This window comes from Pseudanabaena sp. UWO311, from assembly GCF_006937785.1.
GTDB lineage: Bacteria > Cyanobacteriota > Cyanobacteriia > Pseudanabaenales > Pseudanabaenaceae > Pseudanabaena.
The window spans coordinates 100863-124879 of sequence record NZ_SJEE01000014.1 but is presented as its reverse complement, the minus strand read 5'-3'; the positions used below and the strand labels follow the sequence as shown (position 1 = coordinate 124879).

22 protein-coding genes are annotated in these 24017 nt (G+C 42.2%); 9 read left to right on the top strand and 13 right to left on the bottom strand.

The annotated features are described in order from the left end of the window. Positions 1–75 precede the first annotated feature (75 nt). Positions 76–210 carry a hypothetical protein gene (locus PseudUWO311_RS24620; protein ID WP_263402941.1) on the bottom strand — a complete coding sequence of 45 codons (135 nt, stop codon included), beginning with the start codon at positions 208–210 and terminating at the stop codon, positions 76–78. A 1-nt stretch (position 211) separates the two neighbouring features. Then, positions 212–352 carry a hypothetical protein gene (locus PseudUWO311_RS24020; RefSeq protein WP_190303481.1) on the bottom strand — a complete coding sequence of 47 codons (141 nt, stop codon included), beginning with the start codon at positions 350–352 and terminating at the stop codon, positions 212–214. A gap of 76 nt (positions 353–428) precedes the next feature. Here PseudUWO311_RS24020 and PseudUWO311_RS12705 point away from each other — a divergent pair, with 76 nt between their 5' ends. Genes PseudUWO311_RS12705 through PseudUWO311_RS12690 form a run of 4 tightly spaced genes read left to right on the top strand, consistent with a single transcriptional unit; the run spans position 429 to position 5311 of the window. Next, entirely contained in the window at positions 429–638 is a 210-nt protein-coding gene (locus PseudUWO311_RS12705; protein ID WP_142655604.1) for a hypothetical protein, read from the top strand. Beyond that, on the top strand, positions 628–888 hold the full coding sequence (locus PseudUWO311_RS12700; protein WP_142655603.1) for a type II toxin-antitoxin system RelE family toxin: 261 nt from the start codon (positions 628–630) through the stop codon (positions 886–888). Before PseudUWO311_RS12705 ends, PseudUWO311_RS12700 begins: the two co-directional genes overlap by 11 nt. Continuing rightward, positions 889–1176: a hypothetical protein gene (locus tag PseudUWO311_RS12695; RefSeq protein WP_142655602.1), complete on the top strand. Its 288-nt coding sequence runs from the start codon at positions 889–891 to the stop codon at positions 1174–1176. Continuing rightward, entirely contained in the window at positions 1148–5311 is a 4164-nt protein-coding gene (locus PseudUWO311_RS12690; protein WP_142655601.1) for a helicase-related protein, read from the top strand. Before PseudUWO311_RS12695 ends, PseudUWO311_RS12690 begins: the two co-directional genes overlap by 29 nt. A 186-nt stretch (positions 5312–5497) precedes the next feature. On the opposite strand, the gene ftsH is transcribed toward PseudUWO311_RS12690, so the two are convergent. From ftsH to hemL, 3 genes are all read right to left on the bottom strand, one after another. Next, on the bottom strand, positions 5498–7384 hold the full coding sequence (gene ftsH, locus PseudUWO311_RS12685) for an ATP-dependent zinc metalloprotease FtsH (RefSeq protein ID WP_142655600.1): 1887 nt from the start codon (positions 7382–7384) through the stop codon (positions 5498–5500). A 147-nt stretch (positions 7385–7531) separates the two neighbouring features. Beyond that, a complete protein-coding gene (locus tag PseudUWO311_RS12680) occupies positions 7532–8158 on the bottom strand; it encodes an ATP synthase F0 subunit B (RefSeq protein ID WP_142655599.1) in 627 nt (208 codons plus the stop codon). Between the two features lie 190 nt (positions 8159–8348). Beyond that, on the bottom strand, positions 8349–9659 hold the full coding sequence (hemL, locus tag PseudUWO311_RS12675; RefSeq protein WP_142655598.1) for a glutamate-1-semialdehyde 2,1-aminomutase: 1311 nt from the start codon (positions 9657–9659) through the stop codon (positions 8349–8351). 411 nt (positions 9660–10070) lie between these two features. On the opposite strand from hemL, the gene PseudUWO311_RS12670 reads away from it, so the two are divergent. Continuing rightward, positions 10071–10748, top strand: a complete 678-nt coding sequence (locus tag PseudUWO311_RS12670) for a response regulator transcription factor (RefSeq protein WP_142655597.1) — start codon at positions 10071–10073, stop codon at positions 10746–10748. A 31-nt stretch (positions 10749–10779) separates the two neighbouring features. Here PseudUWO311_RS12670 and PseudUWO311_RS12665 read toward each other — a convergent pair whose 3' ends face one another. From PseudUWO311_RS12665 to PseudUWO311_RS12655, 3 genes are all read right to left on the bottom strand, one after another. After that, complete coding sequence (locus tag PseudUWO311_RS12665; protein ID WP_142655596.1) at positions 10780–11235, bottom strand: nitrate reductase associated protein; 456 nt, start codon at positions 11233–11235, stop codon at positions 10780–10782. 69 nt (positions 11236–11304) lie between these two features. Beyond that, positions 11305–13353 carry an endonuclease MutS2 gene (locus PseudUWO311_RS12660; RefSeq protein WP_142655595.1) on the bottom strand — a complete coding sequence of 683 codons (2049 nt, stop codon included), beginning with the start codon at positions 13351–13353 and terminating at the stop codon, positions 11305–11307. A gap of 323 nt (positions 13354–13676) precedes the next feature. Beyond that, positions 13677–13895, bottom strand: a complete 219-nt coding sequence (locus PseudUWO311_RS12655; protein WP_190303480.1) for a hypothetical protein — start codon at positions 13893–13895, stop codon at positions 13677–13679. Positions 13896–14240: 345 nt separating this feature from the next. Between PseudUWO311_RS12655 and psbP the strand changes: the two genes are divergently transcribed. Together psbP and PseudUWO311_RS12645 are read left to right on the top strand one after the other, a co-directional pair. Then, complete coding sequence (psbP, locus tag PseudUWO311_RS12650) at positions 14241–14789, top strand: photosystem II reaction center PsbP (RefSeq protein ID WP_142655593.1); 549 nt, start codon at positions 14241–14243, stop codon at positions 14787–14789. A gap of 34 nt (positions 14790–14823) precedes the next feature. After that, on the top strand, positions 14824–15978 hold the full coding sequence (locus PseudUWO311_RS12645; RefSeq protein ID WP_142655592.1) for a PP2C family protein-serine/threonine phosphatase: 1155 nt from the start codon (positions 14824–14826) through the stop codon (positions 15976–15978). Positions 15979–16021: 43 nt separating this feature from the next. Here PseudUWO311_RS12645 and PseudUWO311_RS12640 read toward each other — a convergent pair whose 3' ends face one another. Then, positions 16022–16345, bottom strand: coding sequence for an STAS domain-containing protein (locus tag PseudUWO311_RS12640; protein ID WP_142655591.1), 324 nt, complete (start codon positions 16343–16345; stop codon positions 16022–16024). Between the two features lie 285 nt (positions 16346–16630). Here PseudUWO311_RS12640 and PseudUWO311_RS12635 point away from each other — a divergent pair, with 285 nt between their 5' ends. Next, on the top strand, positions 16631–17707 hold the full coding sequence (locus PseudUWO311_RS12635) for an Mrp/NBP35 family ATP-binding protein (protein WP_142655590.1): 1077 nt from the start codon (positions 16631–16633) through the stop codon (positions 17705–17707). A 162-nt stretch (positions 17708–17869) separates the two neighbouring features. Here the strand turns inward: PseudUWO311_RS12635 and PseudUWO311_RS12630 are convergent, their stop codons facing one another. After that, on the bottom strand, positions 17870–19252 hold the full coding sequence (locus PseudUWO311_RS12630; RefSeq protein ID WP_142655589.1) for a glycosyltransferase: 1383 nt from the start codon (positions 19250–19252) through the stop codon (positions 17870–17872). Here PseudUWO311_RS12630 and PseudUWO311_RS12625 point away from each other — a divergent pair. Then, on the top strand, positions 19251–20897 hold the full coding sequence (locus PseudUWO311_RS12625) for a hypothetical protein (RefSeq protein WP_142655588.1): 1647 nt from the start codon (positions 19251–19253) through the stop codon (positions 20895–20897). The two genes, PseudUWO311_RS12630 and PseudUWO311_RS12625, sit on opposite strands and share 2 nt — an antisense overlap. 124 nt (positions 20898–21021) lie before the next feature. Here PseudUWO311_RS12625 and PseudUWO311_RS12620 read toward each other — a convergent pair whose 3' ends face one another. The 3 genes from PseudUWO311_RS12620 to PseudUWO311_RS12610 all read right to left on the bottom strand — a co-directional run bounded on the left by PseudUWO311_RS12620 (position 21022) and on the right by PseudUWO311_RS12610 (position 23992). Further along, positions 21022–21636, bottom strand: coding sequence for a hypothetical protein (locus PseudUWO311_RS12620; protein WP_142655587.1), 615 nt, complete (start codon positions 21634–21636; stop codon positions 21022–21024). A 276-nt stretch (positions 21637–21912) separates the two neighbouring features. Further along, positions 21913–23154, bottom strand: a complete 1242-nt coding sequence (locus PseudUWO311_RS12615; RefSeq protein WP_142655586.1) for a DUF58 domain-containing protein — start codon at positions 23152–23154, stop codon at positions 21913–21915. Positions 23155–23299: 145 nt separating this feature from the next. Beyond that, positions 23300–23992 carry a hypothetical protein gene (locus PseudUWO311_RS12610; protein ID WP_142655585.1) on the bottom strand — a complete coding sequence of 231 codons (693 nt, stop codon included), beginning with the start codon at positions 23990–23992 and terminating at the stop codon, positions 23300–23302. Between the last annotated feature and the right edge of the window lie 25 nt (positions 23993–24017).

Here is a 24017-nt window from a genome sequence, read left to right as displayed (position 1 = left end):
CAAAGCACACCGCGCATAGGCAGCTCGAGGTCTACACGTGAACACCTACTCGCCAAAACTAACAAGCTCTCTCCCCTAAACACCTGACACCCGATCGCCCAATCCCCGCTCATAACCCCGGTCGCCCTCCGCACCAGGAACAAACGATCGCACCCTCACCACCACAAAACCCGATCGCCTAAACTCCACATCAAACAGCGATCGCCTCACATCACCACAAACCCGATCGCCTAAATCTCAAAATCAAACAGCGATCGCCACCTACACCCAACACCCGATCGCCTTTCCCCCACATCAAGCAGCGATCGCCATTCACCACCCACAAACCCGATCGCCTAAATCTCAAAATCAAACAGCGATCGCCTTGCTAATTTATATTGACGATTACGTTAGAATTAATGCAAAACAAGTAGTAGAGCCGTAATATTATGCAAATAAAAGAACTCACTACCGAACAGTTTCGTTTACTAGTTCGTGAAGTTGTAATTGAAGTGCTAGAAGAATATATCGATCTAGATGAAGGTAAGAAGTTAAAAAAATCGGTTGTGGAACGTTTATTACGACAACAACAGCAACCAAATGTTATTCCTGCGGTTCAAGCTATGCAATCATTAGGGCTTAATTGGGATGAGCTATAGCATTGATTTTACTTCTGAGGCGATCGCTGATCTTGCGAAAATTGATCGCACTAATCAAATACGGATAGCTCGTAAAATCAAGTGGTTGGGTGAAAATTTTGAACAAATTACGCCTCTATCGCTTTCTGGCAATTTATCAAGCTTTTTTAAGCTGCGTGTTGGAGATTATCGAGTTATTTATGCGATCTCGCAATCACAAAAAAGTGTCACTATCCATCAAATCGGACATCGCAGAGGAATTTATGATTAGATGAATAATCGCCTATTCCCTCAAAACCCAACAGCGATCGCCCCCTCATCACCCAACACCCGATCACCTAAACTCCACATCAAACAGCGATCGCCTCACATCACCACAAACCCGATCGCCTATTTCCCACAACAAACAGCGATCGCCCCTCACCACCACAAACCCGATCGCCTATTTCCTCAAATCAAACAACGATCGCCGCTTAGTGAATTGTTTATAATTGTTGTTAGTGGTTTATCTGGTGTGAAAGAGTTATCAAATGGGGAAATCAAACTGGCGATCATTTGAAGAGGCTCGTGCATTTGTTCATCAACTCCAACTTAAAAATCAAAAAGAATGGAGAGATTGGACAAAAATCAGTGCAAAACCTGATGATATTCCTGCCGCTCCTGATAGAACTTATAAAAATGTGGGTTGGCAGGACTTTGGAGACTGGCTTGGCACTGATAAGGTAGCCAACCAAAACCGTATTTATATTTCGTATGAAGAAGCTCGTGCTTTCGTACATAAACTCCAGTTAAAGAATCAAAAGCAATGGAGGAATTGGGCAAAAACTACCGCAAAACCAGATGATATTCCTGCTGATCCGACGCTAGTCTATAAAGATAGCGGATGGATAGGTTTTGGGGACTGGCTCGGCACAGGTACGATTGCACCATTTAATCGAGATTATCGTCCGTTTGAAGAAGCCCGTGCTTTTGTACATCAGCTTAAGTTAAAAAATGGGAAAGAATGGAGGGAATGGGCAAAAAGCAAAGCAAAACCTGATGACATTCCTGCTGCTCCTGCTCATGTATACAAAGATGAAGGTTGGGGAAGTCTTGGAGATTGGCTTGGTAGTGGCACGATTGCAGTCTTTAATCGAGATTATCGTCCGTTTGAAGACGCTCGAATTTATGTGCGCCAACTTAAGTTAAAAAGCAGGAAAGTATGGGAAGTCTGGATAAAAAAAGATGAAATCCCTGATAATATTCCTGCTGCTCCTTCTCATTTTTATAAAGATGAAGGTTGGAATGGGTGGGGAGATTGGCTTGGCACTGGTACGATTGCACCATTTAATCGAGTATTCCGTCCGTTTGAAGAAGCTTGTACTTTTACACACAAACTCCAGTTAAAAAGTAAAGATGAGTGGGCAAGTTGGGCAAAAAGTGAGGCAAAACCTGATGATATTCCTGCTGATCCAGAAGGGGTCTATAAAAGCAAGGGATGGTCAGGATGGGGAAATTGGTTGGGTACTGGCACGATTGCTTCATATAATCGCATTTATCGTCCATTTGAAGAAGCTCGTGCTTTTGCTCGCATACTTCTGTTGAAAGGCAGAGAAGAATGGATAGTTTGGGCAAAAAATGGAGAAAAGCCTGATGATATTCCTACTAATCCTCCTCAAACATATAAAGATAAGGGATGGTTAGGATGGGGGGATTGGCTTGGTACAGATTCGATTGCAAACCAAAATCGTGTTTTTCTCCCGTTTGATGATGCCCGTGCTTTTGTACATAAACTCCAGTTAAAGAATCAAAAGCAATGGAGGGAATGGGTGAAAAATGATAAAATCCCTGATTATATTCCTGCCAATCCTGCAAGAACCTATAAAGATAAAGGTTGGAATGGTTTTGGAGACTGGCTTGGTACTGGGACAATTGCACCTCAAAACCGTGTTTATCTTTCGTATGAAGAAGCTCGTGACGTTGTGCATAAACTTCAAATAAGAAGTGGAGAAGAGTGGTCAAATTCGATAAAAAATGGACAAATACCTGAGAATATTCCTGCTAATCCAGAAAGAGTCTATAAAAGTAAAGGATGGTCAGGATGGGGAGATTGGTTGGGTATTATCAACCGATGGACACAAAATGTGATTTTGAATTTCCTGTATAGCTTAAAGCCTGTTTTATCTAACCTAGAACCTTCAGAACTATACTCCATCTTGAGACAAAATGGCATGATTGCTTCTATTAGTAATGGCAGAAAAGATACCGAACTTCTTAAAAGCATCAAAGATCTGTGTTCCTCAAACAATCTGGATTCTGACTATAACAGCCTAATTACTCATGTCGAAGAAGAACTCGGTAAGGGAAATAACAAATCCGATGAAATTGAATTTGATAATTTATTGATAGAGGAAAACTTAAATAATGACGAGGAAGTAGCAACTGATTTAGTCCCTAATGAAATTGAAGCTATTGATACCGAGTTACCTCAACTAAAATCCTTTGACTCCCTCAAAGCAGTCGATTTACTTGTAGAAGCAGGAATTACCTCAGATCATGAAACCATCGAATTTTTAATCTGCAATCGCGTTAGCGCCCTATGGCAAGCCTGCCTAAACAACGATCTTAGCTTTGACCTAGAAAGACTTCGCAACGAAACAGGCGGCACATACTTTCAGACAATCCGCGATCGCTTCCTCAGTCAATACGATGGCGCAGCAAACCTAACCATACCCAACGGCTATAACTTCCCATATCCACCCAACCTGATGCAACGCCTCACCGCCTATCGCATCCTCACGGAAAGAAGAATCGGCAACTGGTCAGGAGTTGGCGCAGGGAAAACCATATCCGCAATCTTTGCCAGTCGCGTCATTAACGCCAAATTCACGATCGTTATCGCCTTTAACAGCACCATCGAAGGATGGGCAAAAGCGATCGCCCAAGTCTATCCCGACAGCATCATTTACCAAAAAGAACGCGGCGAAATCAGCGTAGATCGCAACCAACATAACTATCTCATCCTCAACTTCGAGAAATTCCAACAACCCTACTCCGCCGAACTTGTCGGCAACATTCTCAACCATCACCAGATCGATTTTGTCGTCATCGATGAAATCCAAAACGTCAAACAACGCGATCCCAATCCCAACAAAGAAAGCAAACGCCGCAAAACCCTTAACTACCTCCTCTCCGAAGCATCCCGCCAAAATCCTGAACTCTGCGTCTTAGGCATGAGCGCCACACCCGTCATCAACAACCTCTACGAAGCCAAAGCACTGCTAGAAATGACAAGAGGCGAAGAATTTGACGAATTGAAAACCTTCAGCACGATCGCCAACGCCCTCGCCATGCACGAAAAACTGATGCTTCATGGCATCCGCTACCGCCCCAATTACAAGATTGCGATCGCCGAAAGCTTTCCCGAAATCTCAGGCGAACACCTACGCCCCCAACTCATCGCCGCCATCAAAACCAGCCCCCTCGCTGTCGAGCAAATCCTCCTCTCAGCCAAAATCGACACTATCATCGCCCATCTCCAAACAGGAACCCTCATCTATACCCACTATGTCGATGGCATGGTCGAACCACTCCGCAAAGCGATCGCCGCCGCAGGTTACAAAGTGGGCTTATACACGGGAGTCCAAGAAACCGAAGAACGTAATTCTGCCAAAGAGAAATTCATCGCTAGAGAAATCGACATTCTCATCGGCACGGCTCCCATCGGTACAGGCGTAGATGGACTGCAATATGTATGCGATCGCCTGATTATCGCCAGCCTCCCTTGGACTCATGCCGAATACGAGCAACTAGTCGGGCGCATCTATCGTCAAAAATCATCCTTCGACAAAGTAGAAGTAATCATTCCCCAAGTCATTCTCGATCATCAAGGCGATATCTGGTCATGGGATCGCCAATACCGATGGAGTCGCATCCAATGGAAAAAATCCCTCGCTGACACCGCGATCGATGGTGTAATTCCCAAGGGTGAACTCGCATCGGAAAAAGTCGTCCTCAAAAAAGCAGGAGAAGCCCTGCAAACATGGATCGATCGCGTCGAAAGTGGCGATATCTATGAAATCAACCGTGAAGAATTGCGCGTCCCCTTACCCGAAGCGATCGCCAAAATCCTCCAACGCCGCTTTGGTGATTTCTCGGCAATGAACAACCGCTTCAATAATTCCTATAGCCAAACCACAGGCGATCGCCTCAAAGCAAACCCCGAAGAATGGTATCAATACCATACACTCTATCGCGCCGCCCGTGAAAAATGGAATGAAATCCCCTACGAAAAAATCGCCGAAAAACTCCAAAACTACAACAATCTCCAGATCGGTGACTTCGGTTGCGGTGAAGCCAAACTCGCTGAATTACTTCCCAATCATCAAGTCCATTCCTTCGACCACATCGCCATCAACGCAAAAGTACAAGCCTGTGACATCTCCCACACACCTCTCCCAGATGCAACCCTCGATGTCGCCATATTTTCCCTATCCCTCATGGGTCTAAACTATGCCGACTATCTCCAAGAAGCCCATCGCACCCTCAAAGGTGGCGGCAGTTTATTGATTGCCGAAACCATCAGCCGATGGACAGATAAAAAGCAAGAATTGCTAGATTTGATCGCCAGTTTTGGATTCACAGTGGTTAAGGAGCAAGAAGGCGATCGCTTCCTTTACATCAATGCAACCAAACCTTTAATTTCCTTAATGTGATTATACCAAAACACAAAATGGCTATGCCATTTTGTGTTTTTAAAACCCTTACAGGGTTTGATTTTTAATTCACGAAAGTGTAGCCACACTTTCGTGAATTGGTATTAGTTCTATCTGCCATAATTTTTGGACAAAAAAAGGTAGGGGCAGTTCATGAACTGCCCCTACCTTTTTTAGAAATAGATTTTAGATTTGAGGAACAAAGCGTTCTTTTACAGGAAGCGATGTGTATTCAGAAACAATGCGACGGAATTCATCGCCATCGAGAGTTTCATTTTCAACTAGAAGATCGACAACGCGATCGATCGCAGCGCGATTTTCGTACACAATCTGAAGCGCAGATTGATAGCACTTCTGCACAATTTCGCGAACTTGTTGATCGATTTTTGCGGAAATATCTTCCGAATATTGAGAACCGCCTCCCATGCTGCGTCCGAGGAACACCTCAGAGCTTTGACCTTCGAGGGCAAGTTGACCAATATTCGACATACCGTAACGAGTCACCATCTGACGTGCCATGCCACCTACCTGCTGCAAATCTCCACCAGCACCAGTCGTAACTTCCGCAGCTCCAAATACTGCTTCTTCCGCAGCACGACCCCCAAGGGCTGCCGTAATCCGAGCGAGAATTTGACCGCGAGAAACTAGAGTTTGCTCTTCATCGGGAGTGAACCATGTCAAACCAGCCGCTTGACCTCTAGGAATCAGGGTAACTTTTTGGACAGGATCGTGATCCTTGAGCAATGTACCAACGATCGCATGACCAACTTCGTGATATGCAATCAAGCGCTTGTTACGGCTATCGACTAGGGCCTTCCCTTCAAGCCCAGCGATAACACGATCCACAGCATCATCAATTTCTGCCATCGTCATCGCATCCTTACGACGACGTGCAGTAAGAATCGCAGCTTCATTGAGCAAGTTAGCTAAATCAGCACCTGCAAAACCAGGAGTACGTCGGGCGATCGCTTCTAAAGAAACTTCAGGACTAATCTTTTTGTCGCGAGCATGAACATTGAGAACTTGCAAACGACCCTTGATGTCAGGTGGATCAACACCAATTTGGCGATCAAAACGACCTGGACGTAGTAATGCAGAGTCAAGCACATCAGCACGGTTAGTTGCCGCAATGACGATTACGCCAGAGTTACCTTCAAAGCCATCCATTTCGGTGAGGATTTGGTTGAGAGTTTGTTCGCGTTCGTCATTACCACCACCGATACCAGCACCACGTTGACGACCGACAGCATCAATTTCATCGATAAAGATGATACAAGGAGCATTTTCTTTGGCTTTTTTAAATAAGTCACGCACACGGGATGCGCCAACCCCAACGAACATTTCTACAAATTCAGAACCAGAAACTGAGAAGAAAGGAACGCCAGCTTCACCAGCGATCGCTTTAGCCAGCAAAGTTTTACCAGTTCCAGGAGGACCAATCAACAACACGCCCTTAGGAATCTTTGCACCAACAGCAGTAAAGCGTTCTGGTTTCTTCAAGAAAGTAACTACTTCTTGTAGTTCTTCTTTGGCTTCTTCGATACCAGCAACATCATCAAACATTACGCCAGTCTGAGCATCCATCGCAAAACGCGCTTTGGATTTACCAAAGTCCATCGCTTGCCCAGGACCGCCCATTTGATTAGAACGACGGAATAAAAAGAATAGACCTGCGATTAGGGCAACTGGGAAAATTAGATTACTAATAAAGCCCCAGATTGCACCGTTGTTGCTAGGTGGGTAAATTGCTAAATCTATACCGCCTTCATTGAGCTTATCCATCAGCTCAGGTGCGTATAATGGCAAATCAACTCTAGCGCGTTGCTCTTTGCCTTCAATTTGGGGATCGGTTGCTACGATTACCGCCGTGCGACCACCATCAAAAATATCAACCTTGCGTACCCGATGTTCATCAAGGTATTCAAGGAATCTTCCGTAGGCGATGCGGGTATTTGCCGCATTTACAGTGGGGCGGCTAGGTGCGGGACGAGCAACTAATGTCTGCCATCCAAAAAAGCCTATTATCGCTATGGGCAGTAACCACAGCAGTGCAGTTCTCCAAGAAGATTTCATATAGCAAAGAGCCTGATGTTCAAAATAATTTCTTAACTAAACTTAACTTACCATGATCCTCAATCAATGGGATCGCGCGATCGTAAATATCTATCAAAAGAAAAACACCCCCATTCGGGGGTGTTTTTCTTTTGATAGATATTGAGTTTAGAGGCGTAATTCTTTTCGCCCGTTCTGGACAATTTTGATCATGTCAATTAACTGAGTCTCAAGATTACCTAATACGCGATCGCTATATTCATCTGCACCGCGCTGCATATCTTGGACTTCGCCAGTCACTCTCTGATGCAACAAGTCAAGATCCTTTTGAGCTTGACGGCGCATTTGATTGACTTCATTGAGAGTTTGCGATCGCACTTGTTCGCACTCTTCCTGCAATTCGCGGCGGATTTGATTAGCCTCTTGTTCTGCTTGGCGAATAATTACCGATTCTTCTAATAGCTGACTTGCCCTTAACTCAGCAGATTTAATTAAATCTTCAGCATATTGTTGAGCCTCAGAAACTAGGTCTTGCTTGTAAATGAGAATCTCTTCAGCTTTTGCGATCGACTCAGGTACAGAGAGCCTCACGCGATCGATCTGCTGACATAGCTTTTCCTCGTCAATGACGGTATGTCCCATCACGCGAGGGCCACTTTCCAGCACCATTTCTTCAAGATGGTCTAGCTCTTTGTGTAAGCTCATGTAGTAATCGGCTCTTGGTAAAGGCGCAGGGGAGCCGTTGTAATTACCATTAATAGATTTAGTACTAGCAGTTGAGTTTTCTGTCAGCATCGGGTTTGTGTAGGAGAAAGTTCAATGCTTTGATGATCTAAGCCAATTAGCTTGCGAAATGTGCTTAAGCCAATCAGCATAGAAATAATTAACCAACATTGTAAATGACTTTTTGCGAAAGCTGTTACAACATGAACTTTTTTTGAGGAGATGAGCTTTACTCACCTCCTCAAAATTGTTTAAAATTGTTTTAAGCGGCAATTTGTGACAATACTGCACGAGTTGCGGCTAATGTCGCTTCCACGTCAGCATCAGTATGGGCTAGTGATGTAAAACCAGCCTCAAACTGAGAAGGTGCAAGATAGACACCATGTTCTAGCATTCCACGATGGAATTTGGCAAACTTAGCAGTGTCACTAGTTTTGGCATCTTCATAGTCATAAACTTGCTGACTGGTGAAAAACATTCCAAACATCGCCCCAACAATGTTACCCGTAGCTGCATGTCCAGTTTCATGGGCGATCGCTAACATTCCTTCCGCAAGCTTCTTGGTAATCTGTTCAAGGTACTCGTAAGAGCCAGCCCGTTTGAGGATTTCCATGGTTTTAATGCCTGCGGTCATCGCCAAAGGATTACCTGACAAAGTCCCAGCCTGATACATAGGCCCAGCAGGTGCAACCATCGCCATAATATCTTTGCGACCACCATAAGCTCCCACGGGCAACCCACCACCGATGACTTTGCCCATCGTAGTTAGATCTGGTGTAACGCCAAAACGAGCCTGTGCGCAGCCATAGGAAACACGGAATCCTGTCATGACTTCATCAAATACTAGTAACGCGCCATTCGCATGACAAAGATCTTTCAATCCTTGCAAAAATCCTTCCTTAGGCGCAATACAACCAGCATTACCAACTACTGGCTCAATAATTACCCCAGAGATTTCATTAGGATTTGCCTCAAATAGCGCCTTGACAGCTTCAAGATCGTTGTAGGGTGCATTCAGCGTATTCGCAGTTGTAGACTTTGGTACACCAGGAGAGTCGGGCAAGCCGAGGGTAGCTACGCCAGATCCTGCTTTGACAAGAAACATATCGGCGTGACCGTGATAGCATCCCTCAAATTTAATAATTTTGTCACGTCCTGTAAAAGCTCTCATCAAGCGCAATACAGACATGCAAGCTTCAGTCCCAGAATTAACGAAGCGTACCATTTCCACACTTGGCACGGCTTCGATCACCATTTCGGCGAGCGTATTTTCAAGGACGCAAGGCGCACCAAAGCTTGTGCCTTTTTCAAGGGCTTTATGTAAAGCTTCAATGACTTCAGGATGGGAATGTCCAACGATCGCAGGGCCCCATGAACCGACATAGTCAATGTACTTGTTGCCATCGATGTCCCAAGCATATGCACCACTTACGTGATCGAATACGATTGGCTCACCACCAACTGATTTGAAGGCACGGACGGGGGAACTTACACCACCAGGCATTAATTGTTTTGCTTTAGCAAAAATTTCTTGGGATGCGGTTGTTTTAAAGGTAGATAAATTCGCAGTCATTTTTTAACGAAGATTTATTTTAGGAATTTTGACTCTTTCTAGACTCAATTTAACTTAGCAATGATGCAAGCGGCACAAAATTCCATGAGAAAGTAAGGAACCAATTTTGGGATGGTACGGCGAAGCCGTACCATCCCAAAATTGGTTCCTTCGCGAATTCTTAGCAAACAAGATTTTTATATCTGTATTTTCTGAAACAAAAAAGAGCAAAATTGTTGTGGCCGCAATAATACTTAAAATTTTTGCATTTCTGAAAAAGCATTCGATCTTTCGTATATGATGCAAATAGATAGGGGTGAATCGTGTTAATGAGATTTATAAAGTTCATATTCTTCATAAACCTGTAAAGGTATCCGTTAACATAAAAATAAGCACCTATCAAGCTTAAATAACTGAGATTTGATCGAGCCAATGAGAATTCTCCTTGTAGAAGATGATGCTAACTTAGCTGACACTTTAGCTGAAGTGCTAACCAGTCAGCATTGTGTTGTAGATATCGCGAGAGATGGTGAAGAAGGCTGGGAGAAATCTCAAGCTGACGATTACAACCTGATCTTGTTAGATGTAATGCTGCCAAAACTCGATGGCATTAACCTATGCCGCCGTTTGAGGGCTCATGGTAACAATATCCCGATTCTGATGGTGACTGCACTCGATATGAGTTCCGACAAGGTTCAGGGGTTAGATGCTGGGGCTGATGATTACCTCGTCAAGCCAATTGATCCCCCTGAATTAATGGCTCGTATTCGTGCTTTATCCCGCCGCGCTCAAATTGCTGAACCCACGGTTTTACGTTGGGGGGAACTGCAACTTGACCCAGGAATGCATGAGGTTTCCTATGCAGGACAATCTGTGCACTTGACTCCTAAGGAATACAACATTCTAGAGTTGTTACTCCATCATGGTCGTCAAGTTCTGAAGCGAATCACGATTGTGGAGCATGTTTGGTCTTTGACAGATCCACCTAGAGAGGACACGATCAATGCCACGATCAAGAGTCTGCGGAACAAGTTGAAGGGTGCTGCTGCTCCTCACAATTTGATCGAGACGATTCACGGTGTTGGCTATCGTTTAAGTCAACTTTCATAAAGAAAAAGGAGTGCAAAGCACTCCTTTTTCTTTATGGTATTAGCCCAAATTCTTGTAGAGCTGGCAAAAAATTATTGTTTTCGTGATTAGAGTTGCTTAGCTTAATTAGGGCAAAACGTTGCAATGGAGTGAGGCTTTGCCATTGGGTGATGGCGATCGCAAAATTTAATTCCTGTGCGTGCTGCACCACACTGATGGGGATCACTTCAATTTGCATCCATGCAGGTTCATTATCAATTGGCAAATCGCTAGGATAGGTATTGAAATATTCAAAAACCTGCGATCGCAAGTTTTCTCGATAGTCTTGAATCTCTTTGTTAGTCTCACAAGGCAAATCAATTAGTTTTTGACGTTGAATAGTGGAAAAACTATGCCAATGTTGCAGTTTGAGCTTTATCCCGCATGTGTCTAGTTTGTAACGTACTTGCATGGGGATACAACGCAAGGCAGCGACAAAATCGGCTTCAAACTCAAAAAATTGCAGCATATTTTTAAAATCCAAATATTAAAGGCGGCGCTTCGCGCCGCCTTTAATTTAAATCGTTTCAATTTTACTTTAAACCTTTTCAGTGTCCGTAATATTGACAGTTAGTTTCATCGTTCCCAAACGTACTGAAAACTCGCCAGAACTATTGGGAACCGTCAATACTTGCGCGATTTTGCCAAATTTGGGAATCCGCACCCGATCACCTACCTTAAGCTGTACCTCAATTTTTTCTTCAGGGACAATAGGTAGATGACGCTTGGTTAGTTCTCCGATTCTCTGCTCGGTACGTTGCACATCAGCAGCCACTTGTTCGCCTAGTTGTTCACCTTTTTGGAGTTTGCGGATTACACGACCAACTTCTTTTTGGGCTTGAGCGATCGCTGCATTGACTTCTTTTTCTTGACGCTCACGCAACTCTTTAGCTTGCGATCGCATTTTTTCCGCCCGATCTAAAATCTCATTATGCAAACGTTCAGTCTCAGCAAGTAAATTTGCAGCGGCTTCAGTTTTTTGAGTTTGTTCACGCCTTTGGGCTTCCAATTCGGCAATCACATCATTCATTTCCGTAGAACCGATGCCCACTCGCACTTGCGCTGCTTCGATAATTTCCTGCGACAAGCCTAAACGTCCTGCGATCGCTAGAGCATTGGAACGTCCAGGGATACCCCACAAAAGTCTATAGGTAGGAGCAAGGGAAGCATCGTCAAATTCCACGGAAGCATTCTCGAATTTGGGGTTTTGGTATTTAAGGGCTTTGAGTTCGCCAAAGTGAGTTGTAGCGATCGCAAGTCGCGTATGTTCACCCAGATATTCCAGTAAAGCCGTTGCGATCGCACTGCCTTCGGATGGATCAGTGCCAGCGCCAACTTCATCGAGCAAAACTAGAGACTGGGGCGAAAGTGAGTCTAAAATTCGACCAATACGGCGAATATGTCCCGAAAAAGTCGATAGATTTTGCTGCAATGACTGCTCATCGCCAATATCAGCAAGCACAAGATCAAACCAAGGCATTTCCACAGGCTCTTTGGCAGGAATAAACATTCCCGCTTTTGCCATTAAAGCCGCCAAGCCAAAAGTTTTCAATGTCGCAGTTTTACCGCCCGTATTGGGTCCTGTAATCACGACTACGGAAATCTGGGGCGAGATTAACACATCCACAGGTATGACTTCGCGACCTTCTTCGTTTTTTTGTTGCCATACCAGTAAAGGGTGACGCAATTGGCGCAAAACGATCGCTTCACTCTCCAGAAAATGCGGTGGATTCGCGCCTAGCCAATAGCCATAACGTGCCCTTGCCACAGCTAGATCAATCTTTGTAACAATAATCAGCAATCTTTGTAAATCTTCAGCGATCGCAGTGATCTTGGCACTAAGTTCAGTCAAAATAATCTCAATCTGGGCTTGCTCCATTTTTAACAGTTGGCGCAAGCGGTTATTAGATTGCACTACCGAGTTTGGTTCTACAAATAAAGTCATCCCCGTACTGGAAGTATCGTGAATCACTCCAGGGACGCGATCGCGCTGTGGTGACTTTACTGACAGTACATAGCGATCGCTACGTTGCGTAATGATCTGCTCCTGTAGAGAGCTAGCGTTGCGCTGCATGATGTTTTGCAGCTTGGTAATGATTTGGTCGCGCACCGAGGTCAGCTCATGGCGAATTTCCCCTAATCGTATTGAGGCTCGATCTAAAACATTTCCGCCTTCATCAACACAGCGATAGATCTCCTGCTCAACATCAGGATAAGTCCGCAACTCACTGGCTAGTATCTGCAAACTTGGGCAGTAATCAGCGTTATCTAGCTGACGGCGCAGGTTTCGTGCCCCAGCCAAAGTCGTTGCGATCGCCCATAGCTCTAAAGCTGACACAATCCCCTGTTTCTCAGCCCGAAATACCGCCTCTGTAATATTTTGAATCCCATCTAGAGATACGCCTGCATTTCGCTCTTCCAATGCATAGGCTTCTTTAGTTTGAGTGAGTAACTCTAATGTATCTTCATAGCGATCGGGTATTGGCAAATGTGCCGAGGCGATCGCACCCAGCTTTGTCGTTGTAAATGTTGATAAATGCTGACATAAACGATTCCATTCCAACAGATCTAACGTCTCAGCTTGCATGACACCTCAAAATAGCTTTTTATTCGTCAACATCCAGTGCTCAAACCAGAACCATAACAAATTTTTTAAAGGTGTTGCTTCGCAACACCTTTAAAAAATTTGTTATGGTTCTGGTTTAAATAACCCAGAGGAATTTTTAAAAGCGTTGCTCCGCTACGCTTTTAAAAATTCCTCTGGATTTTAATTAAGCGCAAAGCGCTGTACTTGTGTTGATAATACTTTTCTATTGTGCCAAAAAATCAAAAAACAAGGGGCTTAAGCCCCTTGTTTCGATAAAAAAATGAGGTGCGACTCACCTCATTTTTTTAATTGCAATTTTTAAATTACAAGCGAGAAGCTAATCTTTCAAAATCAGCTTGAGTACTTGATAGCATTCTGCTTCGGCTATCAGGATTGCGATCGCCACTTAAATTCGGGACGAGGTTACGGGCTTGCAACGCCATATGTAACTGTAAATGTGCGACGTAGTCGCTCAGATCGCCTTGAACATCAATTTGTTTGAGCGCTACAGATTTATTACTAGTCACCGCGTTACCTCTCATTTAATTATGTGAATGTAAACTAAATATGATTTTTTAAAGACTAATCTCTCGTCTGATTGAGATTAGATAAGTTATTTCTATAACTTTTGATATAGAACTTATCATACAGCCGTTCTTGGCAGATATGTCTAGATACGAAGCGTAATCTTTTGATGCAATACTTAACAATCATTGGAGCCTGATCTGAAATCCCCAGAGGTTGCGGCTGTGCTGTATTGTAGTATTGGTAAGTCTTATACAGTGGTTATTTAAGTTTGCTCTGGCTACTTTTTGATAAGATATTCCAATATTTTTGTTAAGATTTTCGCTATTTTCTTTATTTAATTTCATTTAATTCCTTTAATCATGCTTAAACGCGCCGTTTCTATCCTGCTTGTAGTATTTGCCTTATTTCTTACCAGTTGCGCTAATACGCCTACGAGTGGTCTCGTACCGTTTTCAGATAGTAAAGATGGCTATCGATTTTTATATCCAAATGGCTGGACAGAGACAAAAGGTAATTCGGCGATCGATATTTTGTTTCACGACATTATTGAACCTTCAGAAAATGTATCTGTTGCCATTAGCAAGCTAGAAACAGTAAAAACTCTTGAAGAAATTGGCGAACCCGAAGCGATCGGTTTGCGTGTACAGGAACGTGTTGTTGCGCCAGAAGGTTCTGGTCGTCAAGCAAAGTTACTTAGTGCGACTCAGAGAGAATCAGGCGATCGCAACTATTACATCTTTGAATACGCAGTTCAGCGTCTGCAAGGCGAACCTCGCCATGACCTAGTAACGGTATCTACCAATCGTGGAAACCTTTACACCCTAAGCATTTCTAGCTCTGAGAAACGTTGGAATAAAGTCAAAGATTTGTTTGCTCGAGTTGCAAAGTCTTTCAGTATTGGCGAATAACAAGTAAATATCTTTATAAGCCTGCAATATCAATATGCTTCAAATCCTCGTCATTGATGATGATCCTACGATCAGAATGACTCTTCAGAGATTTCTGAAGAGTCAAGGCTATGATGCGATTGTAGCTAACGATGGAGAAGAAGGATTGGCTAAGGCTAAAGAAATCCATCCATCTTTAATTATTTGCGACTGGATGATGCCCATCATTGATGGATTGGAGGTATGTCGCCAGATTAAGAGCAACCCAGATCTAGCCAATATCTACCTCATTTTACTAACTGCGCGTGACCAAGAGGGTGACTTAGTGCGCGGTCTAGAAATGGGAGCAGATGACTTTTTGGGTAAGCCACCACGGATTAATGAGTTACGAGCAAGAGTAAGAGCGGGATTAAGACTATATCAGGCAACTGAGGAAATTCAAAGGCAAAAACGATTAATTGAGCAAGAGTTAGCTCAGGCTTCGCAATATGTGCGATCGCTTTTACCCGAACCTCTTGAAGGAGAAGTTTCTATCCAATCTAGCTTTTTGCCATCAACGCAGCTTGGGGGAGATAGTTTTGACTATTTTTGGCTTGATGATGACAACTTAGCTCTTTACTTACTAGATGTTTCTGGGCATGGTGTTGGCTCAGCATTGTTATCTGTATCTGTTTTAAATCTGATGCGTACTCGCAGTTTAAAACATAGTAGAACATCTCAAGACACGACCAATTTTTATAAACCCAGCGAAGTATTAAGCGATCTCAACAATACTTTTCAGATGTCGGTGCACAATGAAATGTACTTCACGATCTGGTACGGCGTTTATAACAAGCAAACCCATAAGCTAGTTTATTCAAGTGGCGGACATCCTCCTGCTGTTCTCATTTCTAATGAAGATATCCCTAAGATTAAGTTACTCAAAACTGCTGGTCTGCCGATTGGGATGATGCCTGATATTAATTATCAAGAGCAAGTTTGTGATATTGATACTAGTAGCAGGCTATATCTGTTTAGTGATGGGGTTTACGAGATTACCCAAGAAAATGACAATATTTGGGGTTTTAACGCTCTGATTGATACATTCATTAGAACTTCTAGCGATCGCAATTCACGAATTGAGCATATATTAACTTGTGTCAAAGCCGCAGCAAATAACCGTCCCTTTGAAGATGATTTATCTCTGTTAGAAATCGAATTTCACATATAAAAAAATAGAGAGGGACGCTTTGCGTCCCTCTCTATTTTTAAAATTAATTCAAGGTTGCATTAAATTCGTCAACTGTTGGGTAGATTTTAAAAATCTTGGTCATACTAGTAAGTTCAAATAGCATTTGAACTTGATCGTTAGCCCCACAAATCACCATATCTCCACTACTATTACGGATTGCCTTGAGAGCTGAGACTAGTGCACCTAAACCAGAACTATCCATAAAAGTAATCTCTTGAAGATCAACTAATAAATATTTGGGAGGGTTTGGGACTGAGGCGATGTCATTAACTTGGCGACGAAAATCAGCCGCAGTTGTAACATCTAACCTTCCTGAAGGCTGGATAATTTTTACTTGATTACTCATGAATTTTTTCTTGGCTTAACGATTTAGTTTAATAATTACAGGAATGCTGATTAGTTATCAAGTTTTAAGTGAACGCTCTAACATAAGCATAAATCTTTATCGATTATTTTTGCTCTTATTTGGGCTTTAATGAAATCTTGTCACTATTAAGTAAGTAAGTGCAATTAAATATAAAATCTCAAAACCTTTTGCGCCCGCTGCGCGGGCACAAAAGGTTTTGAATCTAAATTTTAATTGTGTTGAGATACTTAAACAATTGTTTTAATTAATAAATTCTCTAAATATATGGCTGGTTTACCTGATTTACAAGCGATTGAGGATGCACTAGCACCGATTATCGATCCCGATCGCCAAAAAAGTATTATCGAGCTGGATATGGTGCGTGATATCGCCATCAAGTCCAATGGGGTGATCAGTTTCACATTATTACTAAATGATCCAAATAGTCCTAACCGCGATCCTTTAATCCAAGAATGTAAAACCGCTATTAAGGCGATCGCTTCCGTCAGTGATGTTTGGGTAAAGGTAATCGCCAATAGTCCTTCGATCGCTACTCCAGAGGCTCCCACAAGTTTATTAAAAGGTATTGAAGGCGTTAAATACGTCCTTGCAATTTCCAGTGGTAAGGGAGGTGTAGGCAAAACTTCGGTCGCAGTAAATGTCGCTGTTGCCCTTGCGGATATGGGTGCAAAGGTTGGCATTCTTGATGCAGATATCTATGGACCAAATGTACCTGTGATGTTGGGTATGGAGTTGGCGCAAGTAAAGGTGGTCAAGGCTGAAAATGGTGCTGATGTGGTCGAGCCAGCCTTTAACTATGGCGTAAAAATGATCTCTATGGCATTTTTAATTGCCAAAGATCAGCCTGTGGTGTGGCGTGGTCCAATGCTGAATGGTGTAATTCGTCAGTTTTTATACCAAGCAAACTGGGGCGAACTTGATTATTTGATTGTGGATATGCCTCCAGGCACAGGTGATGCTCAGTTGACGCTCACGCAGTCTGTGCCATTGGCAGGGGCTGTAATTGTGACTACACCACAAACAGTTTCGCTTTTGGATTCACGCAAGGGTTTGAAGATGTTCCAGAATATGGGTATCCCTGTTTTGGGCATTGTCGAAAATATGAGCTATTTCATTCCACCTGATATGCCTGATAAGCAATACGACATTTTTGGCTCTGGCGGCGGGAAGAAAACGTCTGACGAGCTTGGTGTGGATTTGCTTGGTTGTGTGCCTTTGGAAATTAGTCTGCGCGAAGGTGGCGATCGAGGTGTGCCAATCGTATTAGGTCATCCTGAGTCTGCTTCGGCTAAGGCTTTACGAGATATTGCTAAGGCGATCGCGGCTAAAGTCCAAGAATAAAATAATTTTTCTAGCGCAGTCTCGTCTACGATTTAAAAGTTTGCGAGACTGCTGTTCAACTTTGTTTTTTGATGGATGATTTGCGATCGCTTAAGCAATTTGGCGAAAATGCTGGATTAATGTTTTAATTCAATAAATATGAGGCATTACAAACTTTTTTGATCAAATGAATTTAATTTTCTTTGCCGCATGAAAACACATTTTTAGCAGTATTAGCCCTCCTTGAATATGACTAATATTGGATTTGCCATAGGTGCGGGGGAAATAGCGAACAGGAATATCCATAATCTTTAAGCCTAACTTAGCAGCCCCAAAGAGTAGATCAAAGTCTCCAAAAGGATCAAAATCTCCAAAAAAATCTCGATTTGCTGTCAACTTTTGGTAGTTTTGCCGCGAGATTGCTTTTGTACCGCATAGCGAGTCTTTTATTTGAATATTGAGTAAATAGGATAGTAAAAAAGCAAAGATGCGATTAGCAATGCGATTGAGCCAAGGCATAGAGGCTTTGCTAAGTGGATAAATCAGACGACAGCCATTGGCAAATTCGCAAGCTCCTGAAGCGATCGCCTCAAAGAAATAGACCAAATCTCTAGGTTGCACAGTTAAATCTGCGTCCAAAATCATCAACACATCACCTGTAGCAATCTCAAATCCCTGCCATACCGCATCCTTCTTGCCCTGCCCTGATTGACGGTACGCCTTAATATTAAAGCGATCGCTATATTTTTGCTGAACGCGCAAAATTTCCTCCCAAGTTCCATCTGTTGACCCTCCTTCGACAAAAATAATCTCTGTATTGTCTCCGAGCCAAGGCATATCGGCAATACACGATTCAATGTTTCCAGCTTCATTACGTGCAGGAATGATTACAGAGCAATGGAGAGTAGTGGGAATATGGAAGATCGGACGCGCAATAATATATTCATTCAAACAGAATTGATTCAATAGAGGTAATGGAGCCAGTACATGATTAAAAAACCAAGCTAATAATGGAACCTGTTTTGGGAATAATAAACGTTTACTATGATAGACAACCTCAAATTGGCAAAGATATAAGAGATTCTCAACATCACCATAGCTAAGCCAGTTGAGTTGCGGTAGAGGCATCCTTTGCCCAATTAAAGAAGCCAATTTGAGAATGATTTCCCAACTAGGGTTGTGAAAGGTTAAGATTAGGCGTGTTGATGGTTGGCATAATTGGTATAGGTTGTTTAAAGCTTGAGGGATATCTGTAATATAGCTAATAGTATTAGCAAGCAAAATATAGTCGAATATCTCTGACGAACAAAAAGATTCTACATCCGAGACTATAAAATCTAATTGGGGAAAGCGAATTTGAGCTTGCTCTACTGCATCTGGATTTTGCTCAATTCCCAATCCATAGCTTGGTTGCAAAGAATTAAGTAAATATCCAAGATTAGAGCCAACTTCTAAAACTTTAGTATCTTTCTGAATAAAAGTTTTATAAAATCTTTCAATATCTTGATAATAATAAATATTAAGATCGCGCCATTTCTGTAAATTATTTCGAGAAGAAGCATTCATGAATCAACAGTCTCCCACAATCTCAACGATTTCTGATATTGATACTTCCAAAATATTTATATTCAAAGATATTGGGCTCATCTTAGTTGCAGTAATAGCACAATGTTGGTGGACAAGTATTTTTGTTTCTACAAAAGTAGGACTATTAAATCTTTTGCCAACCTTAGTTTTTCTAGGATTGTGGTACTGGTTTACCAAATCATCACTTAGTATTCAATATTCTAGATGGTATTTCCTATTGGGTTTCTTAATAACCTTAAGATTGCCTGTTACGATCGCACCTCAGTTAGAGATTTTGAATTGGACTCTCTATCTTAGTATGGTTGGCTTAATAGGATATAGGATTTTTGAATATTTTCGACAGCGGAAGCAATTAATAGTTGTAGGTTTAGCAATTACAATTATTCTTTTTAATTCTTTTACACATTTATTCCTAGATTCTCCCTTCACATATTCTTTTCGACTTCTAAGCCAATTACCTTCTAACTACATAGCGGGGAAAGATAACAACCTTACTTGGGAATGTTCTTACGAAGATACTAGCTTGCCAGTGCATTGCGATATGCGTCATTTTATTCCATCTGAAAAGATATTTACCGAGACAAGTTATGATGCTAGCTTTTCTGTCTTCTTAAATCGTTTCTTTTATGGCTACTTCAATTCATTGGTGGGTATGTCGGGGCATCGTTGGTTTATGAGTATTAGCGTCAATATTTTTCTTTGGATAAGTGCATGTGTGGCGATATATCGGATTGGAGAAATTGCTAATCTAAATGAAAGAATGAGGAATATCGCGATGCTGTGCTGTGCATCAAGTTGGGGATTTGTGCATTTTGTTGCCCAGCCTTCACCACATATGACAGCTTTTGCTTTCGCCTCAATTATATTGTGGGCAACTCTCGAATTGACTCGCGATGAATTTCTTAATGATCCATTGCTAATACTTCTAATTATATCTGGTTCTTTAGTTTATGATATTTACCCACTAATTCTCATCAGTTCGATTTTATTGTTTATCTATAAACGTCCATTGCTTGGTGTTTTAATTCCGTTATTATCGATCGCATTAAACGTATGTTGGAAATATATTTCGCTTCAACAAATATTAGGCACATTAGGAAATATTCAAAGTCTTAGTAGTCCCTCTAGTAATCTTACCTATAGTTTTCAAAATTGGACTAAAGCAATTTTAAGTTTAGATTTTGGTCGAATTTGGCAGTTTTTATCCAATGGATTTATGTCTTATCTATATGGTGGCATGATCTTTGGTGCGATCGCATCCACAGGGTTATTAATTTATCTAGCAATCCAGAAAAAAAATGCCGCAAATCCTGACGAGAATCAACTGCTTTTTCCACTTTTATTTACAATTACGGCTTGCTTTTGTACTGTGATGTTAATTGCTATGTTTTTTGTGGCAGCTCAGTCAGAAATTTGGAGTCCGACCAAGTTTTTGCCCCGATTTGCTTTTTATATTTATCCTGCTAATACTCTGGCGATCGCATTTTTGGCTGACAAGTTTCTCAATCGTGGAAGCTATTTTGCACCAATTTTAACTTTTATAATCGCAAACTCAACTATTATCAAAATTGCTTCAATGTCTGCATTTTTTGAATATGGTTTAGTTGGACTGTATTGGCAGTAATGCCAATTCACGAAAGTGAGGCTACACTTCTGTTAATTAAAAACCGTTTTAAAAGCACAAAATGGCGTAGCCATTTTGTGCTTTGTTATAAGAAGAAAGGCAACACTTTGCGTTGCCTTTCTTCTTATAACAATTGGATTGGTCTAGTGGTTGCATATATGATCGCTCTGATCGCAAAGCCGATCGCTAGACTGCTAATAGTCACGCCACCAAATAATTGCCAAATCAATTTTTGAGGTAGATCGATATAGACGAATTGCCGACCAATGAGAGTAATTGCGGCAGCGATCGCACCAATAGCAGTGCTAGTTAACCAACTTGATGGAGTCTGTAAAATTAGTAATGACATCTGCACCATAAATCCAATAGTGATCACTGTGGCGATAATTTCAAGGATAGATAGCTTTTTTTCTGGTGCTGGATCGTAACGGACATCTTGAAAGCCGAGCAAATACAGTCCTAGGCAGACACCCGCAGTAATCAAACTGTAGTTAATATCAGAGGTTTGCCAATAGACTGTAATCACCGCCGCGATCGCCGCCAACAAACCTCCCACACTCAGAGGGATGGCAAATGTGCCCGCTACCGCAAGCACAAATAAAAGAACTAAGCCTAGATAGTCGCCAAAATGAAATAAGATGCTTAACTGAGAGCCTACCCATCCATAGGCGATCGCGATCGCGGTTAGAGAAATTAGCAATCGATACCCAAGCTCTAGTCTGCCGATTTTGAGTGCCATAAGATGCCACCAGTTTTTTAGTCGCTGCGAATGTAAAAATTGCGAAGTTAACGCGATATCAAGAAGTATAGCAATCGTTAGGCAGTCTTATCGCAATTCACAAAAGTGTGACCACACTTTTGTGAATTAAAAACCAAACCCAGCAAGTCTCTAATACCAAAGCACAAAATAGCTACGCCATGTTGTGCTTTGGTATTAGAGACTTGCTTGGAGGGAGAATACCCAAAATTGTTCTGACGGATAAAGCCTGTCGCAATGATTTTGGGGTTGGGAAAGCTAAAGCGTTAGATATTCTTGAAGCTGCGATCGCAAAGATTTATGACTTACATCTTCAACATCTAAGATTGTTTCAATCGTTAGACCTAGCGATCGCTGATTGGGAACAGATATCTTTTGTCCTGATGATTGCCAAAGTAACCAGCGGCTCCCAAGGGGCAAGTAGGCAATGCTATCGTTGCGATGAGATATCCATACCACAGGAATATCTGGCAAATCCTTGAGGATATCTGCGGCACTCTCGGAAATATTCACCGCCGCTAGGGTTTCTAATACGGCGCGATCGCTTTGGACAATACCTGTATCATTTGTCCAAAGTCTGACACTTAGCTTGGATTTTTGTGCGTAAAAATAGAGAGAAGCCGCTGCCACTACAGCTTCCTCAAAGGCTTCTGGCTCCCATCCTATGGAATTATCAAGGGCGATCACTACTTCTTGACCGCCAATGGTAACTTCCAATTCCCGTACACGTAATTCACCAAACTTAGCACTCGTCCGCCAATGAATTAATCTGGTCGGATCACCCCAGCGGTAAGGACGCAATGTTTTCGTTAAACCTTCCGTTGCATTGCTGTAGTTGTGCTCATCACTATATTGGCGCGGACTTGTATCACTTCCCAATTGATCAACTAAGGGACAACGATCAAGTGGAAGTACTGTTGGATACACGATCGCCTTCTGCCCTGCTGGACAAGCACGGCGACTGCGGAATAATCCTAAGGGACTAGAGGTGGCAATTTCGGTGGATCGGAATAAAAATACACCACGCTTTGTGGTTTTAGCTTCATATTTCCAGTGATATTCTTGAAGTGGTGCAATCAACTCAATCACCAAGTCTTGTTGCAAAATATTCGAGAGATTTTCTGGCAAAATATCTCGAATTTCCAGTAACCTTTTTTCAGTTCGCCCAGCATTTTGAATCGTCAAATCTACCCATAGATCGTCGCCTACACTAACTGGATCAATTTGCGATCGCGTCACTACCATTTCTGCTAGTAAGCGCTTTGGCATCACCGCCCCCACAATCAATAGAGCCAAACTCACGCCACTAATTACATATAGCCAACCTGCAAGGGTATTGGTGGCTGCCATAAAGAAGAATAGCGTTAAAGAGGTATACATTCCCCCAATAAATTCTGGTGTTGCAAATCGCGATTCCAACCATTTAAAAAAACGTTTAGTCTTAGAAATCTTTTTTGGTTTAGAGCTTCGTTGTTTGCGATCGCTTGAACTATTTGACATATAGTTTTTTTACATATTTTAATGTATTACAAACTTGATATAGCAGTTTTCAAATGAGTGTAAACTCATTTGAAAACCAAAAAACAATCCCAGTAGGGTTATAGTGGTTTTCATTTTGCTGTAGGCAAAATGAAAACCACTATAACTATGACTTAATCAGTGCCCAAGCTCCATTGAATAGGAGTACCATTAGTGCCAAACTGATTATTGCCAAGGCAGTCCCGATTAAGTTTGTCTTGAGTGATACTGGTCGATAGGCAGGTTGCAACCAAAATCTTAAACGTTTTGAGACAAAAGGCATTACATATAGGCTCAGGATTGTGGAAGTAATTAGATTATTCACAATCATTGAGCTGGCTAGTGACCAAGATTGCATAAGCCCTAAGATAGAAAATACGATCGTCTGTATCATCACGACTGGATAAAGTCCTAAAACTACTGCGAGGATTTGTTTCCATCGCGGGGGGCCAAGCCCTTTATATTCTGAGTTACCTGACAGCGCAGAGAACCATCCCTCTAGACCTGTAGTAAAAGACTTAAATCGATAGGCGGAAAATATTTCTTGACCAGATTCTAATAGTTGCTTGCGATCGCTTGACTCCATCCATTGATTGAGATGTTCTGGCGAATCGAAATGGAATATGTAATACCATTTTACAACTGGATCTTTACACCTAAGCGGCGGGCATAGATCGCAACGTAAGAAGCCGTCATATTGCTTTGAGGTTTCTACTAAGTTATGGTGCCATCGTTTAAATGCGAAGTCTCGACCTTTAGGGACTATGTGTTCTGTAACTAGACTGGAGTAAAAAAGTTGTTCTAAAGGTGGATTTGGCATATTTTCTAAGTTCAAATTCTCAATA

Bases quoted from the DNA above. Each gene is read 5' to 3' on its own strand.
- PseudUWO311_RS12700 (WP_142655603.1), top strand. From the start codon at position 628: ATGAGCTATAGCATTGATTTTACTTCTGAGGCGATCGCTGATCTTGCG.
- PseudUWO311_RS12655 (WP_190303480.1), bottom strand. From the start codon at position 13,895: ATGAGAGGTAACGCGGTGACTAGTAATAAATCTGTAGCGCTCAAACAA.
- psbP (WP_142655593.1), top strand. From the start codon at position 14,241: ATGCTTAAACGCGCCGTTTCTATCCTGCTTGTAGTATTTGCCTTATTT.
- PseudUWO311_RS12690 (WP_142655601.1), top strand. From the start codon at position 1,148: ATGGGGAAATCAAACTGGCGATCATTTGAAGAGGCTCGTGCATTTGTT.
- ftsH (WP_142655600.1), bottom strand. From the start codon at position 7,384: ATGAAATCTTCTTGGAGAACTGCACTGCTGTGGTTACTGCCCATAGCG.
- PseudUWO311_RS12695 (WP_142655602.1), top strand. From the start codon at position 889: ATGAATAATCGCCTATTCCCTCAAAACCCAACAGCGATCGCCCCCTCA.
- PseudUWO311_RS12680 (WP_142655599.1), bottom strand. From the start codon at position 8,158: ATGCTGACAGAAAACTCAACTGCTAGTACTAAATCTATTAATGGTAAT.
- PseudUWO311_RS12630 (WP_142655589.1), bottom strand. From the start codon at position 19,252: ATGAATGCTTCTTCTCGAAATAATTTACAGAAATGGCGCGATCTTAAT.
- PseudUWO311_RS12615 (WP_142655586.1), bottom strand. From the start codon at position 23,154: ATGTCAAATAGTTCAAGCGATCGCAAACAACGAAGCTCTAAACCAAAA.
- PseudUWO311_RS12670 (WP_142655597.1), top strand. From the start codon at position 10,071: ATGAGAATTCTCCTTGTAGAAGATGATGCTAACTTAGCTGACACTTTA.
- PseudUWO311_RS12625 (WP_142655588.1), top strand. From the start codon at position 19,251: ATGAATCAACAGTCTCCCACAATCTCAACGATTTCTGATATTGATACT.
- hemL (WP_142655598.1), bottom strand. From the start codon at position 9,659: ATGACTGCGAATTTATCTACCTTTAAAACAACCGCATCCCAAGAAATT.
- PseudUWO311_RS12645 (WP_142655592.1), top strand. From the start codon at position 14,824: ATGCTTCAAATCCTCGTCATTGATGATGATCCTACGATCAGAATGACT.
- PseudUWO311_RS12610 (WP_142655585.1), bottom strand. From the start codon at position 23,992: ATGCCAAATCCACCTTTAGAACAACTTTTTTACTCCAGTCTAGTTACA.
- PseudUWO311_RS12665 (WP_142655596.1), bottom strand. From the start codon at position 11,235: ATGCTGCAATTTTTTGAGTTTGAAGCCGATTTTGTCGCTGCCTTGCGT.
- PseudUWO311_RS12635 (WP_142655590.1), top strand. From the start codon at position 16,631: ATGGCTGGTTTACCTGATTTACAAGCGATTGAGGATGCACTAGCACCG.
- PseudUWO311_RS12660 (WP_142655595.1), bottom strand. From the start codon at position 13,353: ATGCAAGCTGAGACGTTAGATCTGTTGGAATGGAATCGTTTATGTCAG.
- PseudUWO311_RS12620 (WP_142655587.1), bottom strand. From the start codon at position 21,636: ATGGCACTCAAAATCGGCAGACTAGAGCTTGGGTATCGATTGCTAATT.
- PseudUWO311_RS12640 (WP_142655591.1), bottom strand. From the start codon at position 16,345: ATGAGTAATCAAGTAAAAATTATCCAGCCTTCAGGAAGGTTAGATGTT.
- PseudUWO311_RS12705 (WP_142655604.1), top strand. From the start codon at position 429: ATGCAAATAAAAGAACTCACTACCGAACAGTTTCGTTTACTAGTTCGT.